The following is a 16029-nucleotide window of genomic DNA, read 5'->3' as shown; positions in this document are numbered from 1 at the left end:
TTATACTTATAAGCGTGTTTTTAGCTTTTCGGGACTCCTAATTTTACCTAAAAACTTAGCTAGGCGCTTTATCTAAGCAAATACCTATTTATTAAGTTTTGTATAGCTCGACAATGAAATTAAACAATGTTATTCAAGTTTGAAAGATAACGCGCTGAAAACATAATGTAATTATTTGATACAAAATTTGATACAAAAATCAACATGAACGTTATTGACGAACAAAGGAACTATAACTAATAATTGGCAGTAAGATGGCAGAATAAAGTGATGCTTAAAGATGAATGATTTCATAGTAAATAAATTTAGTTATGTTATTGGTGCAGACCAAGCAACCCAAAACGAATTAATCAGTTGGATAACGATTTCATTACAATATATTAATCGGTTTTTTGAAGGAGACAGAAGTAGGATAAGAGGAACAAAATTTGGAGATTGTGTTAGTAAAGTTGAATTCCTAGTAGATAGTGTGATAGATTCAGATGATGCGTCTTTGTTTAGAGGAGTAAGGGATGAAAGCGGTCGTTTACAAGCAGGTGCGATAGTATCGAGGCAGTACGGAGTAATATATCCTGATATAGAACAAAGAGAGTATTTATCTATTGACCCATTTACCACACCTCCTTGGAACTGTTTGGAGGGAGTTGCATTTCCTGAAACAATAAAAGGAGCGGCAACTTGGTTGATGGCAGATATAATTATTGAAGTAATAGACACTAATATTGAAGGAGTAACTAAATTATTAACAATTGACAGAGCAAGAAGTTTTTATGAAAGTATTGGCTTTCAGTCAAACCCTGATTTTGACAGAGAAATGATTTTAACAAAAGAAGCAGCGCAATTATTTGTACAAAACCAACTACGTATAAGAGGAACAGCACAATGACACAAACGTCAGATAAGCACGAACTAACACCCGAAGAGTTAGCAAAATGGAGAGAATTAAATGAACTCGGTTTAACTGCAATAGCTGGTACACCTTTTTCAGAAGAGGAGTATGACGCTAGACTTCAATCAGTAATAGACGGAAGTTGTTTTGAGAAATACTTGAACAAAATATTGCGACGAAAAGAGGAAACGTTAAAAAAATTAGCAGCGCTAGAAGAAACAGAACAGATGCTTAAAAAAACAATTGCAGAAATTAAAGATGCCAGCAAGTCATAAACACATTATATTCTGAATTACTTAACCTAGCGATTAGCGAAAGATGACAGTTAGTGTAAGAACTGTGGGATAATATTATTGTATTTCCAGAACAAATTCCATTGACTGAATGGCAATTATCAGAGCTTGACCGCAGGAAAGCTGCGTATGAGGAAAAACAATCACAGCTAGTTCTTGGGAAGAAGTTAAAGCTAGAATTCAAGGCAAACGATGTTGATAAACGAATAACTAACAGTCCATTTTCTTGTTTAACTTTTCCCATGATTCCTGTGTTGTTACCATCGGTTGGTACCCCCGTTCTAAACCAGTAGATTAATTTATATGTACTGCTTATGTTAGCTCCAGGCGCCTCACTTTCACTCTTTATGGATGTTAATTTTGGTTAAAAGTTTTGTGGGATGGGCGTCCTTAACAAGAAACCTGGTTTCCTTTGTTAAATATGAAGATTGTTGTGTTCAGTGGTGGGGAAACCAGGTTTCTGGGAGTGTCGGTAGGGAAAACCGAATTTAGGTTTATCGGCAAACAGTACTTAGTCGTTGGGAGGCATTTGAGTACGGTTGCGCTTACAATCCTTAATGGAAATGTCTTTAGGAATAGGTCTATAGAGCTATTCTGCGTAAAACCCATTAAAATTTATTAGTCTTTCACACACAGGAATTATGCTAGAGCAAGGTACTATCAGTATTCATACCGAGAATATATTCCCGATTATTAAGAAGTCGCTTTACTCTGACCATCAAATCTTCTTTCGGGAACTCGTGTCAAACGCTGTGGATGCTATCCAGAAGCTGAGTATGGTATCACGCGCGGGTGAGTATTCTGGCGATATTGGCGAACCTGAAATCGTTGTTGCGATTGATAAGGATAAAAAAACGCTCTCAATTACCGATAATGGGATTGGGATGACGGCTGATGAAATTAAGAAGTATATCAACCAGGTAGCTTTTTCTAGCGCTGAAGAATTTATCCAGAAGTATAAGGGTGACTCTAATCAGCCAATTATCGGTCACTTTGGTTTAGGTTTCTACTCTTCGTTTATGGTAGCGAACCAAGTAGAAATCGATACTTTGTCATATAGAGACGGCGCCTCTGCAGTACATTGGAGTTGTGACGGTTCGCCAAATTTCACTCTCGAAGATTCTGCACGTACTACTCGTGGTACTACTATTACGCTGCATTTGATGGAGGAGGAATTAGAATATCTCGAAGAAGCGCGCGTCAAGACTCTGGTAAAAACATACTGTGACTTTATGTCGGTTGCCATCAAACTTGATGGTGAGGTGGTTAACAAACAAAAGGCGCCTTGGCGTGAGTCATCGAGTAATCTAAGTAAGGAAGACTATTTAGAGTTCTATCGATACTTGTATCCATTCCAAGAAGAACCTTTGCTTTGGGTGCATTTGAATACTGATTACCCATTTATTATCAATGGGATTTTGTATTTTCCGAAACTGCGTCCTGATGTTGATGTTACTAAAGGACAAATTAAGCTGTTCTGTAACCAAGTATTTGTCAGCGATAACGTTGAGGAAATTATTCCGCAGTTCTTACTACCAATGCGCGGTGTTGTAGATAGTACAGATATTCCGCTTAACGTATCGCGTAGTTCGCTGCAAGGTGATAGAACAGTTAAGAAGATTGGTGATTATATTGCCAAGAAAGTTGGGGATAGACTCAAAGAGCTTTACCGTGATAACCGGGAGCAGTATGTAGGTGCATGGAAAGACTTGGGAACTTTCGTTAAATTCGGCGCCCTCAACGACGAGAAATTCAAAAAGCAAGTTGAAGATATAATTGTCTTCCGCACAACTTATCAACCAAGCCAAGATACTCCTACTGTACAAGTACAAACCGATGATAGTGATGCTTGGCAAGATGTAAATGCAGGCGCCAAGTTACCTTATACCAACATTAAAGAGTATTTAGAACGTAACAAAGAGCGTCACGAGAACCGTGTATTCTACTGTACAGAAGAAGCATCACAAGCGGCATACGTAGAATTACATAAGAGCCAAGGATTGGAAGTCCTATATATGGACTCCTTTATCGATACTCACTTTATCAACTTCTTAGAGCGCGAATATAATGATGTTAAATTTACGCGCGTAGACTCAGAACTTGATAACACCCTCCTCGATAAAGAAAAACCAGCAGAAATAGTAGACCCCACCACAAACAAAACGAAGAGCGAAGTTATCAAAGAACTATTTGAGAAAGCCATCAACAAGCCTAAACTGAACATTCGTACAGAATCATTAAAATCGGATAATCCACAGGGCACACCACCAGCAATGGTACTATTACCTGAGATATTGCGGCGCCTGCGTGAGATGAACGCAATGATGCAGCAACAAGCAGTAGAATTCCCCGATGAGCATGTTTTGGTGGTTAATACAGCACACCCATTAATACAAAACTTGGCAACATTAAGCCAAGGCAGTATTATTCAGGGTGGAGGAGAGTCCCCAACCGGAAACCTAGCGAACATGATATGCCAACACGTATATGACTTGGCACTAATGTCGCAAAAAGGTTTTGACGCAGAAGGTATGAAATCTTTTGTCGAACGCTCCAACGATGTACTAACCAAGTTGACTGAACAAGCAACGAAGTAAGAGTTAAAAGTGCTGAGTGCTGAGTCAGAGTTAGGAGTAACTACTCAGCACTCAGCACTCAAAACTCAGCACTACTTGTACAATAAGAGATTGTGACTAAAAATATCGGAGAATAAACAAAATGGCTCGTCGCTGTCAATTAACTGGTAAAAAAGCAAATAACGGTTACGCACTATCGCACTCACACCGTCGCACCAAGCGTTTGCAACAAGCTAACCTGCAAACAAAGCGTCTTTGGTGGGCAGAAGGAAACCGTTTTGTGAAGCTAAAAATTTCTACCAAAGCTCTCAAGACTATCGAAGTCAAGGGTTTAGCAGCAATGGCAAAAGAAGCTGGTCTCAATTTGAACCACTTCTAAACCGCGCGCTTGCTTTTAGTTTGGGTAAGGTCGCCATTGGCGACCCAGAGCTAAACAACTTTTTGCTGTTTACGTACTCGATATAAACATGCACTTATCGCACTACTAGCTAGTAAAGCAATAAGTGAAGATGGTTCAGGTACTACAGTATAGCTAAGGTTATCAAGAGAAAATCGCGGATTATCCGGGTTTAAAAAGAATTCACTATTAAAGCTCAAAATAGCCTTTTTAATTGAGGCGCCACTGTATTTAAATAATCCTTCAGATAAAATAGCTAGCGGTGCTGTATTAACTGGCGTAATCAAGAAAGAATTTAATCCTTTGTCTAAAAGTTCCACAGAAAAACCAGGCGTCAAAGGTCGAAAAGCCTCTACACCAACGGCAAACTCTAGCGCTTCTACTGGTGCAGCAAAGTCTAGAGATAAAATACCTTTTGCATTACCTTCTAACAATGGTTGTTGAACATTAGCTAATAAACCGCTTGGTAATTGTGGTGGAAAAGATGCATTATACATTGCATCGTTTGAGTCAACACCATCTATTTTGAAATCAAACGTTACCCCTTTTACTGTCAAATTATCCACAGGTGTAGGAAAACCTAATTCATCGAAAGTTAATTTTGTTGAAGCACCAGCAGCATGGGCTGTACCAAAGACAACACAAGCCATGCTCACAATAGCAAGCGATAATTTATTGGTGGTAGACATATTACTACGTATTTATACGGGGATGCTTAAGATATTAACATTTTCTTAAGTATTTGATTTGATGTTTTTTGCGTATTAATTATCATTATGATGCTTTTAAAGAAATACCTACATTTTCAGATTACCGCATATTAGTTATGACCAATGAATTTCCAATTATAATTGTTACAGAAGAAGCATATAAAAGTTCGACAGATGAAGCATTAGGAAGCAAATATAAATTTTGGTATCAGCACGAGAAATTAGGTCGTTGTTTGTATAAGCAAGCAAGAGCTAATTCAGGAGAAGACTGGGCTGAAAAAATAGCATCAGAATTATGTAAACTATTGGTACTTCCTCATGCTACTTATGAGTTGGCTTTAACAAGCGAGGGTAATCGTGGCGTAGTTTCACCTGATTTTTTATCATCAGATAGTATACTGGTTCATGGAAATGAGCTTTTGACTTCGATAGTACCTAACTATCCAACGTTTGGTACTTATGGTATATCGCAGCACACTATAGATGTGGTGCTGATGGCTATAAACAACGAATCTATTAATTTGCCTATTGGTTGGTCAGCTATTTCTAGTATTCAGGCGCCTGTCGATGTTTTTGTTGGCTATTTGCTGTTGGATGCTTGGATAGGTAACGGAGACCGTCACCATGAAAACTGGGCTATTGTTAGAAAAATTGAATCTACTTTAGAACAGACAGAATATTTGGCGCCTACTTATAACCATGCTTCATGTTTGGGACGTGACCTTTCTGATGAACAAAGACAGCAACGCTCGGTAGAGTCTTATACAAACAAGTCCTTCTCAGCATTTTATGGAAATATTGGTGATAAAAAGCCCTTGAAGACTTTTGATGTTTTCCAGCAAGTTGTTCAAAGTTATCCAGATGCAGCTAATATTTGGTTAGCACAGCTTGAAAGCATTAGTGAAGATAATATAAAAAATATTTTTAATTTAATTCCAAGAGACCGTCTCTCGTCTATTGCCGCTGACTTTGCTCAAAAAATTCTTAGAATTAATAAACAGAAACTAGTTAATTTGAGAGAGTAACTACCTTGAAAACACCAAAAACACTATTTTTAGCTTGGCAAGACTCAACCAGTCGCTTTTGGTTTCCTATTGGTCGATTAACTTATAAGGAAGATAAATATGAATTTGTTTATACGCATGGCGCCCAAGAAGCGAAAGAAAAATGTGCTTTTAGCCCTTTGAACTCATTTCCACGCTTTGGTGAAGTATATACATCAACTTATTTGTTTGCCGTATTTACAAATCGCTTGATGTCGCGCGCGCGTCCTGATTATTCTAGTTTTATGCAGCGGCTAAACCTTTCTAAAGATGAAAGTAATCCATTTACTATATTAGCCCGTAGTGGTGGACAACGACAAACAGATACATTAACTGTCTTTCCTTTGCCTGAATGCGATGAAGATGGATTGTATCATTTTTACTTTTCATTACAAGGACTGCAAGATTTACCATTATGTTCTATTGAGCGAATTAATCAATTACAACATCAAGAAAAATTATTGCTAGCTCACGAGTTTCAAAACCCTTATAATTTTGAAGCTTTGAGCGTTAGCACAAAAGACCATTATATAGTTGGTTATTGTCCAAGATATTTATTAACTGAAGTTTTTGAACAAATAAAACAGAAATCACGTGTAGAAATAAGGGTAGAACATGTAAATGCACCTTCTACACCGTTTCAATACCGTTTGATGTGTGAGATGACTTTTGATATACAACATGAAGGGCGCCTGTTTAATAGTCTTCAATATCAACCTCTTATCACTGAAAAAGCAACAGTGTGATATCTTAAATAGGCTTCATAGTCAGATAATAATGGCAAATGTATGGTTTTTGAACCACGCTTTAATTATTGTAACGCATTAGTAAAGCATCTAGGAACTATTGAAGCAGCACGTGCTGTTGTTGAAGTATTACCTCTTCCACCTGATAGCGCTTTGCAGTTGCGTCATGATGCTGTACAAAAAAGTACACGCAGTTCGACTCGAATTGAGGGGAACCCTTTGGATGATGCTGAGGTTAGGCGGGCAATAGCTCGTAGCGACCGTACTGGAAGTAATGCAGAGCAAGAAGTTCGTAATTATTGGCGCGCGCTTGATAGGGTTGAACAATTTGCAGATGCACAGGCGCCTATTACAGAAGTATTTATAAAAGAGTTACATCGAATTGTAATTGTCACCAGGAGTGGACGAAGGGGAAGCAAAAGTGAGTATCGTACTACAGAGTGTCCAGTAGTTGATACTGTGACGCGAAAAATTGATTATGCACCTCCTACACCAGAAGATGTTCCTGTATTAATGCGTGAACTAGTTGAATGGCTGTCTTCTATAACTGCTATTAACTTGCCTGCTCCTATTCGTGCCGCTATTCTTACACATCGTTTTTTAAGCATTCATCCTTTTAACGATGGTAATGGTCGTACAGGTAGACTGTTGGCAACTGCGGAACTTTGGCGTTCTGGTTATAGGATGCGGGGGTTTTTCTCTTTTGATGAGTATTTTAATGCTGACCGCGAACGTTACTATAATAATTTGCAAATGGGTTTGCCTGTAGATTTTTATGATGGGCGCCATAACCCAGACCATACTCCTTGGATACTGTATTTTGTGGAGACAATGGCTAGCGCTGCAGAGGAATTACAAGCTAAAGCCAGAACACTTTATAGAGCAGGTGCCCCTGAAATACCACCTTGGGAAAGATTACCAAGAACATCGCAGCAACTTCTGACAAGACTTTTAGCGCGAGTTCTTGACGGCTTAGAAAATCCCTTTGTTATTAATTCCTCAGATATTGACTCTTGGTTCGGTGTTTCTGAACGTACAGCACGCGAATGGCTTAAACAGTGGGCAGAGGAAGGCTTTGTGAATGCGGTTACAACGGGTTCAGGTGAAAGAGTCCGTAGCTATATACTTGCCTCAGAATGGATTGAAACGTGCTTCAAAATGACAGCATCATAATTATTCGTAGGTTGGGTGGAGGAACAGAACCCAACATAATTTTATATTTTGTTCGTGTACTCTGTGCCTTCACCCAACATACAAACCTTTAAACAATAACAGTAATTTAGTAAAAAAGACTTAGGCAAAAGTGTAATTTATTACAATAGATCTAATTATATAAGTCAGTATGAAAAAATTATCAACTTTAATGTGCTACGGTAAATTAAGGGTTGTGGCTTTTGGGTTGGAAAAATAGCGGAAGTGGGTTTGACAAAATAGCGGAAGTGAAAAAGGCAATTTGTAGCTAAAAAATTGACCTCTCTACGAGATAATAGGCTTTACAGCTTCTAAGGTTAAGAAAATAGCGGAAGTGAGTTTGAAAAAATAGCGCATAATAATTGTATTTCAAAATTGAGTATATATTGCTACTTGAAATTTAGTAAGCCAATCAACAATTTTCATAACCATCAAACAACCATGCTGCTAAGAAACTGCAAATACTGGCGCCATCTACTACAGAAAATTGAGATAACCGAAAGGCGCCGTTCCGTGAGTGGCAATTGCACAAGTTGGCTATGGTGTTATAATCATCAACAGGTGTTCACCTCTTAATACTCTAAGTCAATTTTAGTAAAGTGCAAAGAAATGCAAGTGACTGGAAGGATTTGTGATAAAGCTAGATAATAATAGATGTCGTGCAGCATTTATTGTTGAGTGTCATAACGTGCCATCTAAAAAACCGTCTATAACTATCCGAGTCAGTGATGAAGAGTACGAAGTCTTAAAAGACTGGGCAGAACGCGAATATCGCACTGTCGCAGGACTGGTGTTAGCCCTAACTAAAAAATCAATTGATGAGTACAAAGAACGACACAAAAACAGGGAAACTGGATGAGGGTTATTTAGATGAGTGAGACAGCAACACAAATACCACTAAGCGCAGTAATCCCAATGTTTACGGCTATTAGTGACCGGGACTACGAACAGTTTAATGCAATGGAGTGGGATTTTGTTAATACACACGGCGCCGAAACATGGCAAGATGTTTTTAATTTCCGCGTTTTACCTACCCTAGATAAAGATGCCAAAAAATGGCTTTTGATTCAAAAATGCAGTACAGGCATTAAATCAGTAAAGGTTATCGCTGATTAATGTTTATACTAAAAATTATTGCCAGATACCTGCCGTTCAGTAAAAGGCGGGTTTTTTACGATTGTTTATTTTTGGTGAAAATAGTTGTTTAGGCGCCTCTATATGTATGGGCAATGCCTAGATAATTGGAATTATTAAGACTTACTAAAATAATTTGTATATTGAATATTCTATGTTTGATAATTGCGTACTATCCAGGTTGCACAAAAAGTGGAATTGAGTTCATGATTGACCACGATAGCTTATTTAAGAAGTTAATTCAAAATTTCTTTCCTGAGTTTATTGAATTGTTCTTTCCAGATATCAGTAGTGTTTTGGATAAAGACTCTATAACATTTTTACCACAAGAGATACTTACAGATTTGAGGAAAGGTGATAAAAAGATTGTAGATATATTAGTCCAAGCGAAATATCAAAATGAGGAAACGCTATTTATTATACACATCGAGCATCAGTCTTATATCCCAAAAGACTTGGGTGAACGTATGTTTTGTTACTATGCTGATTTGTATAAGCTGAATGGTGTTCCAATATTGCCAATTATCATCTTCTCTCATGATGTACCGATGACCAAGCAACCATCGTCTTTCAACATCAGTGTGAGAGGCAAAAGTGTCATACAGTTTGATTATGAAGTAGTTCAGTTAAATCAACTCAACTGGCAAGACTTTGCGAATATCCAAAACCCTGTTGCAAGCGCTTTGATGTCGAAAATGCAGATGGATGCTAACGAACGTCCAACGGTAAAGTTAGTATCACTACAGTTACTTGCCTCATTAGGCTTAAATCAAGCGTTAGTTAATCAAATCTCCGTATTTATCGATACTTACCTTAAACTAAATACAGAGGAGGAAGAAATGTTTAATCAACAAATTGCTACCATAGAACCAAAACAGAAGGAGCAAGTTATGGAAATTGTTACTAGCTGGATGGAAAAAGGTATAGAGAAGGGTAAGGAAGAAGGTATACAAATAGGTAGACAACTAGGTAGGGAAGAAGGTAGGGAAGAAGGCACAGAACTAGGTAGACAACTAGGTAAGCAAGAACATGCTGCATCCGTAGCTCTGTTCCTACTTGAATCTCGTTTAGGGAACTTAAGTCAAGGTCAGCGGGAACGTATTCAAGGTCTTTCTACACAACGCTTAGATGATTTGATCAAAGCGCACTTAAATTTTAATTCAATTACGGATTTAAAGAACTGGCTCGCGCGCGTTTAAAGTAAGGGCGGGTTAATACAGTAATTGCCATCACCACCGGACAATTACTGTAGACCCATTAATACACTACTACAAACCTAAATCAGATAAAGTTATGGAAATTTCACAATTAGAACTGGGCATACTAGAGTTATAGGACTTATGCCTTGATATTATGACTGTTGACTTTACTGTTGCTATCCCTACTTATAATGGTGCCTGTCGTTTACCGGAGGTGTTGGAGAAATTACAGATTCAGACTGGTGTTGAGCATCTGAGTTGGGAAATAATTATTGTTGATAATAATAGTAGTGATGGAACGGCGAAGTTAGTTCAAGAGTATCAGGAAAATTGGCGCCATCCGGCACAGTTGCGTTATTGTTTGGAATGTGAACAAGGCGCCGCTTATGCACGTCAGCGCGCGATTATAGAGGCAGAGGGGGAAATAGTTGGGTTTTTGGATGATGATAATTTGCCTTATGAGACTTGGATATTAGAGGCGTATAAGTTTATTCAGGAATACCCTCTAGCAGGAGCTATTGCTAGTCAAATTCACGGAGACTTTGAGGTTGAACCACCAGAGAATTTGAAGTCACTGCTTTTTTACTTAGCTATTACCGAACGTGGTGATAAACCTCATGTATTTGAACCTCGCCGTAAAGGGTTTCCTCCATCTGCAGGTTTGGTAGTTCGTCGGGATGCATGGAAAGATAATGTGCCTGCGAAGTTGTTTTTAGTGGGTCGAGTTGGTGGTTCGATGATAGGTAGCGAAGATGCAGAGGCTTTGTTTTATATTCATGCTGCTGGTTGGGAAATTTGGTATAACCCAGCTATGGAAGTTGACCATGTTATTCCGGCATGGCGCCTGGAAAGGAATTATTTAGTTAATTTGATGCGTGGTGTTGGGTTAGCGCGGTTTTATTTAAGAATGCTGTTACTCAATGCTTGGCAGAGACCTTTTGCTTTTTTTGTGTATGTACTGAATGATTCTCGGAAGTTATTGGTGTATTTTATCCGTAATTATAAGGTGATAGAAAGTGATATTTTAGTGGCTTGTGAGATGGAAAGGCTACTTGGTACTTTTATCAGTCCATTTTATTTGTTTAGGAACATAATTCTGGGTTTAATCCCCCCAACCCCCCTTAATAAGGGGGGCTTAAGATAGCTCATTTTTACTCTTACTTCATAACAGCTAAAAATACTTTATTGTCCTGTCCCCCCCTTATTAAGGGGGGCTAGGGGGGATTTTTATATAATAATTTCACAAACAAATCCGCAAATTAACTGAGCCGTTTAGCAGTTGATTCAAATTAGCATATCAATTATATTTTATTTAATTGATATTATATGCCTATTGTCTCAGTAATAATTCCAGTATATAACGGCGAAACAACTATAAAAAGAACAATTAATAGTGTATTAAAACAAACTTTAACAGATTTTGAATTAATCGTAATTGACGCAGGATCAACTGATTCTACATTTTCAATAATTTCACAAATTAAAGATTCTCGACTTCGTGTATACTCATATCCCAAAGCAAATGTTGCAGTTAATCGTAATCGTGGATTTGAACATTGTTTAGGTAAATTTATTAGCTTTTTAGATGCTGATGATATTTGGGCGCCGGATAAGCTCGAAGCACAGTACAATGCCTTAGTGGAAAGTAATAGTGTTGTGGCTTATAGTTTTACTGATGCGATAGATGAGAATGATAAATTTTTGCGTCCATGTAGTCATGCAGCGTGGTCAAGTGATGTTTTTGCACAACTGCTTTTAGATGACTTTATTGGAAGCGGTTCAAATGTGATGATACGTGCTGAAGCATTTACAGAAGTAGGTGGTTTTGACGGTTCGCTTTCTAACGCGCAAGATACTGATTTATGGTTTCGTTTAGCTGCATTAGGTGATTTTGTTGTAGTAAAAAAAGTACAAGTTTTATACCGTATTTCTGCAAGTTCTATGTCTTCTAATGTATTGGGGCTAGAAAAAGCAAACTTGCAAGTTATTGAACGAGCTTATGCACATCCCAAAGCATTGCAGTATCAGCATTTAAAATCAGTTAGCATCGCAAACCTATATAAATATCTTAGTCATAAAGCACTCTCGGCGCCACCTGGTCAACATAATGCTAAAATTGCTGTAAGGTTTTTAGTTACAGCAGTTAAATATGATAAAACTCTGCTATTTAAACCAATATTATATAAAGCTTTATTAAAACTAGCTGCGATGTCGTTTTTATCTCCAAAAAGTGCAACTGACTTATTAAATAAATTTCCTCGTCTTTCGGATACGAGTACATTTTTTGGTTATATCAAAGTTAATTATCCTTGAAAATCCCCCCTAGCCCCCCTTAATAAGGGGGAGATAATAAGGGTATTTTAGCGCTTTATTATAAAAGAATTTGACTCACCTCTTAGCCCCCTTATTAAGGGAGGTTGGGGGGATTTATTGTTAATATAAACATCATATTTGCAATCATATAATTATGCGTTTATGCCAGTATTATTTCTGTCATAATTGCTCAAAATTAAAATATTTAATCAGAGTAATATATTTATATGAAAGTTTTAAGAAACTTGAACTTTACCTCTGTAATGAGGTATCAGCAATATTGTTACCAGGGTGGGTAATGAAACGAGACTCAATATTTTATAAACTTTTCCAACAGTATCCATTTGTACTGTTTGAATTACTTAAGGCGCCACCAGCAAATGCGGACGCTTACAGCTTTGATTGTATTACGGTTTGGGCAGCAAGTATCAGAAGAGGCGCGCGCGCAAATAGAAAGTTTACCGTTACCTACTCTTGAAACTTTGAGTGAGGATTTATTAGATTTTACATCTTTGGATAATTTACAACCTTGGTTGGACGCGCGGGCGATCTAATTTTTCAAGCCTCGATACGTTCTTCGGGGGCTTTTAATAAGGGTAAAATTTTAAGCAGAGGCGCCCGTTGTTTCTATAATTTGCTTTACAAGCCGCGAACAAAGCGTATTTATGGAAATAAATTACGTGAGCGAGATATAAAATTAACGTGCTGATTTACCAACTTGGTTAGAGGGTCAATCAACTTGTTTTTCATGCCTGTTAAGAACCTCTCCCCCAACCCCTCTCCTACGAGGAGAGGAGAGTAAATTTGTTCTGCCTTTCCTTGAAGGGAACTCTGGAATGGGGGTTAGGTTTTTTACATATAACAATCATTATCCGGCGCCCACTTGGAAAAAATAACATTACACGGCGCCTGTTTGGGAATAATACTTGGGAACAATAACAATACCCGGCGCCTGCTTGGGAAATATACTTGTATTGTTGAACAATTATGAAACTTGCATATATTACAGAATATGATGTATTAAACAAAACATCCTGGTCAAGAAACCTTCAAGGACTTTGTACAGCAGGTAGTTACATAGCACAGGAGTTGACAGAGCAAAATGTTCCTATCGATTATATAGGCGCCCTTGCTAAAAGATATCAAATAATAACAAGAGCTAAGTGGAGCATATACAGAAATATATATAAAAAAGATTATTACCGCTCTTACGAACCAATAATATCTAAAAACTATGCACGTCAAATCGAACAAAAATTAAAACAATCAAACGCCTCGGTAGCATTGTGTCCAGAAAATATAGTATTAATAGCCTATATTGAATGTAAACAGCCATTAGTATTGTAAACTAATGAAAATTATTTTTTCACATTTAAAGCATATTTAAAACAGCATAATAATCTAGTTATGCCAGTACAATATCTGTCATAATTAATTAAAGTTTAAATACTATTTATAGTAATATATTAATATTAAAGCTTTAAAAAGCTTGAGTTTATCCTCTTATTGAGGCGCAAACAATATTATTATCAGGGTAATGAAGCGAGACTCTATATTTTACAAACTTTTCCAGCAATATCCATCTGCACTATTTCAATTACTCAAAACGCCACCATTAAACGCAGACGCTTACAGATTTGATTGTGTCGCTGTCAAAGAACCAAAATTTGAAATTGATGGTATATTATTGCCACCAGCAACCGAGACAACTGGAACTGTATATTTTTGTGAAGCACAGTTCGAGAAGGATGAGATGTTATATGAAAAATTTTTTGCTGAATCTCATCTGTACTTTTATCGCAACCGTTCAAAATTCAGTGACTGGCAAGCTGTTGTAATTTATCCATCGAAAAGTGTAGAACAAAGTAATGTTTACCCACATCGCTCGTATCTTAATGGCGGGCAAGTACATAGAGTTTATTTAGATGAACTAGGGGATATTCGCAAACTCCCAATTTGGGTTGCTGTAATGGTGTTGACTACGCTCAATGAAACAGTGGCGCCAACAGAAGCAAGATATTTGCTCGAACGCTCACGACAAGAACCGGAAGTTTCAAGTGGCGCCGTACTTGAGGTGGTAACGTCGATAATGGTTTACAAGTTTGAACAACTGAGTAGAAACGAAATAGATACTATGTTAGGCATAACAATAAAGGAAACACGAGTTTACCAAGAAGCTAGAGAAGAAGGACGAGAAGAAGGGCGAGAAGAAGGACGAGAAGAAGGACGAGAAGAACAAGCAGTCAATTTCATCGCCCGTCTTTTAAAGAAACGATTTGGGCAGGAATTATCTGAAGAGATGCGCCAGCGACTAGAGAGTTTACCCTTACCTAATCTTGAAAATTTGACAGAGGATTTATTGGATTTTAGTTCTTTCGCTGATTTACAACCTTGGTTGGACACGAGGGTAATCTGATTTTCGCGCTATTAAGCTGTAAAGTGCTGAAATCGCGTAACTTTGGCTTGTGTATCGGAATACTAAAAATATTGTTACCAGGGTGAATAAATGAAACGAAACTCAATATTTTACGAACTTTTCCAACGATATCCATCGATACTATTTGAATTACTTAAGACACCACCGCCCAATACAGACGCTTACAGATTTGATAGTGTTGTTATAAAAGAGTCGAAATTTGAAATTGATGGCATATTCTTGCCACCCGAAAGCAAACAACCTGGAACTGTGTATTTTTGCGAAGTCCAATTCCAGAAGGACGAGATGTTATATGAAAGATTAACTGCTGAATCCTCAATATACTTCTACCGCAACCGCGAAAAATTTAGTGACTGGCAAGCCGTTGTAATTTATCCGTCAAAGGGTGTAGAGCAAAGTAATCTTCATCCACATCGCTCGTTTCTCAATGGCGGGCAAGTGCATATAGTATATTTGAATAAACTAGGGAATATACGCAAGCTCCCGATATGGGTCGCATTAATGGTTCTGACTACGTTGAGTAAAAAGAGGGCGCCTTCGGAAGCGAAATATTTACTCTCACGCTCACAGCAAGAATCGGAAGCATTGAGTGGTGCCATAATTGAGATAGTGACATCGATAATGGTTAGCAAGTTTGAAAAATTAAGTCGAAAGGATATAGATACTATGTTGGGCATAACACTTAAACAAACACGAGTTTATCAGGAAGCTAGAGAAGAAGGACGAGAAGAAGGACGAGAAGAAGGACGAGAAGAAGGACGAGAAGAACAAGCAGTTAATCTCATTGCCCGTCTTTTGAAGAAACGGTTTGGGCAGGAATTATCTGAGGAGATGCGCGCGCAAATAGAAAGTTTACCGTTACCTACTCTCGAAACTTTGAGTGAGGATTTATTGGATTTTACTTCTTTTGCTGATTTACAACCTTGGTTGGACGCGCGCGCAATCTAATTTTTCAATTTTTCAAGCCCTCGATACGTTCTTCGGGGGCTTTTAATCACGGTAAAATTTTTACTAGTAGTCTGTGTCATTAGTTTTGATGTGTTGACGCAGATTTTTGATCCCCCCTAACCCCCCTTAATAAGGGGGGAACAAGAGAGCTAT

Annotated in this window: 19 protein-coding genes and 1 pseudogene; 19 read left to right on the top strand and 1 reads right to left on the bottom strand. The window is 37.8% G+C overall.

The features are described 5' to 3' along the window. Positions 1-280 precede the first annotated feature (280 nt). The 5 genes from DSM106972_RS39475 (at position 281) to rpmB (ending at position 4137) form a co-directional block, all read left to right on the top strand. Positions 281-886, top strand: coding sequence for a GNAT family N-acetyltransferase (locus tag DSM106972_RS39475; protein ID WP_127085817.1), 606 nt, complete (start codon positions 281-283; stop codon positions 884-886). Next, on the top strand, positions 883-1164 hold the full coding sequence (locus tag DSM106972_RS39470) for a hypothetical protein (RefSeq protein WP_127085816.1): 282 nt from the start codon (positions 883-885) through the stop codon (positions 1162-1164). The genes DSM106972_RS39475 and DSM106972_RS39470 overlap by 4 nt, the downstream gene beginning before the upstream one ends. 62 nt (positions 1165-1226) lie before the next feature. Beyond that, on the top strand, positions 1227-1475 hold the full coding sequence (locus tag DSM106972_RS52810) for an addiction module protein (protein ID WP_411675383.1): 249 nt from the start codon (positions 1227-1229) through the stop codon (positions 1473-1475). A gap of 348 nt (positions 1476-1823) precedes the next feature. After that, positions 1824-3779, top strand: coding sequence for a molecular chaperone HtpG (htpG, locus tag DSM106972_RS39460; protein ID WP_127085815.1), 1956 nt, complete (start codon positions 1824-1826; stop codon positions 3777-3779). A gap of 121 nt (positions 3780-3900) precedes the next feature. Continuing rightward, positions 3901-4137, top strand: coding sequence for a 50S ribosomal protein L28 (rpmB, locus tag DSM106972_RS39455; protein WP_019492761.1), 237 nt, complete (start codon positions 3901-3903; stop codon positions 4135-4137). A gap of 50 nt (positions 4138-4187) precedes the next feature. Here the strand turns inward: rpmB and DSM106972_RS39450 are convergent, their stop codons facing one another. Further along, positions 4188-4844, bottom strand: coding sequence for a PEP-CTERM sorting domain-containing protein (locus DSM106972_RS39450; RefSeq protein ID WP_127085814.1), 657 nt, complete (start codon positions 4842-4844; stop codon positions 4188-4190). Positions 4845-4981: 137 nt separating this feature from the next. Between DSM106972_RS39450 and DSM106972_RS52805 the strand changes: the two genes are divergently transcribed. The 14 genes and pseudogenes from DSM106972_RS52805 to DSM106972_RS39385 all read left to right on the top strand — a co-directional run bounded on the left by DSM106972_RS52805 (position 4982) and on the right by DSM106972_RS39385 (position 15876). Then, the gene (locus DSM106972_RS52805) at positions 4982-5890 is read left to right on the top strand and encodes a HipA domain-containing protein (RefSeq protein ID WP_186538504.1); all 909 of its coding nucleotides are present in this window, start codon (positions 4982-4984) and stop codon (positions 5888-5890) included. 5 nt (positions 5891-5895) lie between these two features. Next, positions 5896-6654 (top strand): HIRAN domain-containing protein, encoded by a 759-nt coding sequence (locus DSM106972_RS39440; protein ID WP_127085813.1) that lies wholly within the window; start codon positions 5896-5898, stop codon positions 6652-6654. A 42-nt stretch (positions 6655-6696) separates the two neighbouring features. Then, positions 6697-7827 carry a Fic family protein gene (locus DSM106972_RS39435; protein WP_127085812.1) on the top strand — a complete coding sequence of 377 codons (1131 nt, stop codon included), beginning with the start codon at positions 6697-6699 and terminating at the stop codon, positions 7825-7827. A 649-nt stretch (positions 7828-8476) separates the two neighbouring features. Then, entirely contained in the window at positions 8477-8704 is a 228-nt protein-coding gene (locus DSM106972_RS39430) for a ribbon-helix-helix domain-containing protein (protein WP_222596606.1), read from the top strand. Between the two features lie 11 nt (positions 8705-8715). Then, positions 8716-8961, top strand: a complete 246-nt coding sequence (locus tag DSM106972_RS39425) for a hypothetical protein (RefSeq protein WP_127085811.1) — start codon at positions 8716-8718, stop codon at positions 8959-8961. 224 nt (positions 8962-9185) lie between these two features. Continuing rightward, entirely contained in the window at positions 9186-10178 is a 993-nt protein-coding gene (locus DSM106972_RS39420) for a DUF4351 domain-containing protein (RefSeq protein WP_127085810.1), read from the top strand. Between the two features lie 154 nt (positions 10179-10332). Further along, entirely contained in the window at positions 10333-11322 is a 990-nt protein-coding gene (hpsE, locus tag DSM106972_RS39415) for a hormogonium polysaccharide biosynthesis glycosyltransferase HpsE (protein WP_127085809.1), read from the top strand. 182 nt (positions 11323-11504) lie between these two features. Further along, positions 11505-12491: a glycosyltransferase gene (locus DSM106972_RS39410; protein ID WP_127085808.1), complete on the top strand. Its 987-nt coding sequence runs from the start codon at positions 11505-11507 to the stop codon at positions 12489-12491. Between the two features lie 298 nt (positions 12492-12789). After that, positions 12790-12906, top strand: a pseudogene (locus tag DSM106972_RS39405) (DUF2887 domain-containing protein); the annotation flags it as partial. Beyond that, entirely contained in the window at positions 12872-13045 is a 174-nt protein-coding gene (locus DSM106972_RS54215; RefSeq protein WP_127085806.1) for a DUF4351 domain-containing protein, read from the top strand. The pseudogene DSM106972_RS39405 and the gene DSM106972_RS54215, both read left to right, overlap by 35 nt. A 250-nt stretch (positions 13046-13295) precedes the next feature. Then, a complete protein-coding gene (locus DSM106972_RS55150) occupies positions 13296-13430 on the top strand; it encodes a hypothetical protein (RefSeq protein WP_267901212.1) in 135 nt (44 codons plus the stop codon). Between the two features lie 48 nt (positions 13431-13478). Then, positions 13479-13838, top strand: a complete 360-nt coding sequence (locus DSM106972_RS39395; protein WP_186538502.1) for a hypothetical protein — start codon at positions 13479-13481, stop codon at positions 13836-13838. 190 nt (positions 13839-14028) lie between these two features. Next, entirely contained in the window at positions 14029-14907 is an 879-nt protein-coding gene (locus DSM106972_RS39390) for an Rpn family recombination-promoting nuclease/putative transposase (protein ID WP_127085805.1), read from the top strand. Positions 14908-14997: 90 nt separating this feature from the next. Next, complete coding sequence (locus DSM106972_RS39385; protein ID WP_127085804.1) at positions 14998-15876, top strand: Rpn family recombination-promoting nuclease/putative transposase; 879 nt, start codon at positions 14998-15000, stop codon at positions 15874-15876. Positions 15877-16029 lie beyond the last annotated feature (153 nt).

Source organism: Dulcicalothrix desertica PCC 7102 (assembly GCF_003991905.1).
Classification (GTDB): Bacteria; Cyanobacteriota; Cyanobacteriia; order Cyanobacteriales; family Nostocaceae; genus Dulcicalothrix; species Dulcicalothrix desertica.
Note: the sequence above shows the minus strand (reverse complement) of the source record. Positions and strands in the feature narration are given on the sequence as shown.

Coding starts and splice junctions, on each gene's coding strand:
- DSM106972_RS39475 (WP_127085817.1), top strand. CDS start 281: ATGAATGATTTCATAGTAAATAAATTTAGTTATGTTATTGGTGCAGAC.
- DSM106972_RS39470 (WP_127085816.1), top strand. CDS start 883: ATGACACAAACGTCAGATAAGCACGAACTAACACCCGAAGAGTTAGCA.
- htpG (WP_127085815.1), top strand. CDS start 1,824: ATGCTAGAGCAAGGTACTATCAGTATTCATACCGAGAATATATTCCCG.
- rpmB (WP_019492761.1), top strand. CDS start 3,901: ATGGCTCGTCGCTGTCAATTAACTGGTAAAAAAGCAAATAACGGTTAC.
- DSM106972_RS39450 (WP_127085814.1), bottom strand. CDS start 4,844: ATGTCTACCACCAATAAATTATCGCTTGCTATTGTGAGCATGGCTTGT.
- DSM106972_RS52805 (WP_186538504.1), top strand. CDS start 4,982: ATGACCAATGAATTTCCAATTATAATTGTTACAGAAGAAGCATATAAA.
- DSM106972_RS39435 (WP_127085812.1), top strand. CDS start 6,697: ATGGTTTTTGAACCACGCTTTAATTATTGTAACGCATTAGTAAAGCAT.
- DSM106972_RS39425 (WP_127085811.1), top strand. CDS start 8,716: ATGAGTGAGACAGCAACACAAATACCACTAAGCGCAGTAATCCCAATG.
- DSM106972_RS39420 (WP_127085810.1), top strand. CDS start 9,186: ATGATTGACCACGATAGCTTATTTAAGAAGTTAATTCAAAATTTCTTT.
- hpsE (WP_127085809.1), top strand. CDS start 10,333: ATGACTGTTGACTTTACTGTTGCTATCCCTACTTATAATGGTGCCTGT.
- DSM106972_RS39410 (WP_127085808.1), top strand. CDS start 11,505: ATGCCTATTGTCTCAGTAATAATTCCAGTATATAACGGCGAAACAACT.
- DSM106972_RS54215 (WP_127085806.1), top strand. CDS start 12,872: ATGCGGACGCTTACAGCTTTGATTGTATTACGGTTTGGGCAGCAAGTA.
- DSM106972_RS39395 (WP_186538502.1), top strand. CDS start 13,479: ATGAAACTTGCATATATTACAGAATATGATGTATTAAACAAAACATCC.
- DSM106972_RS39390 (WP_127085805.1), top strand. CDS start 14,029: ATGAAGCGAGACTCTATATTTTACAAACTTTTCCAGCAATATCCATCT.
- DSM106972_RS39385 (WP_127085804.1), top strand. CDS start 14,998: ATGAAACGAAACTCAATATTTTACGAACTTTTCCAACGATATCCATCG.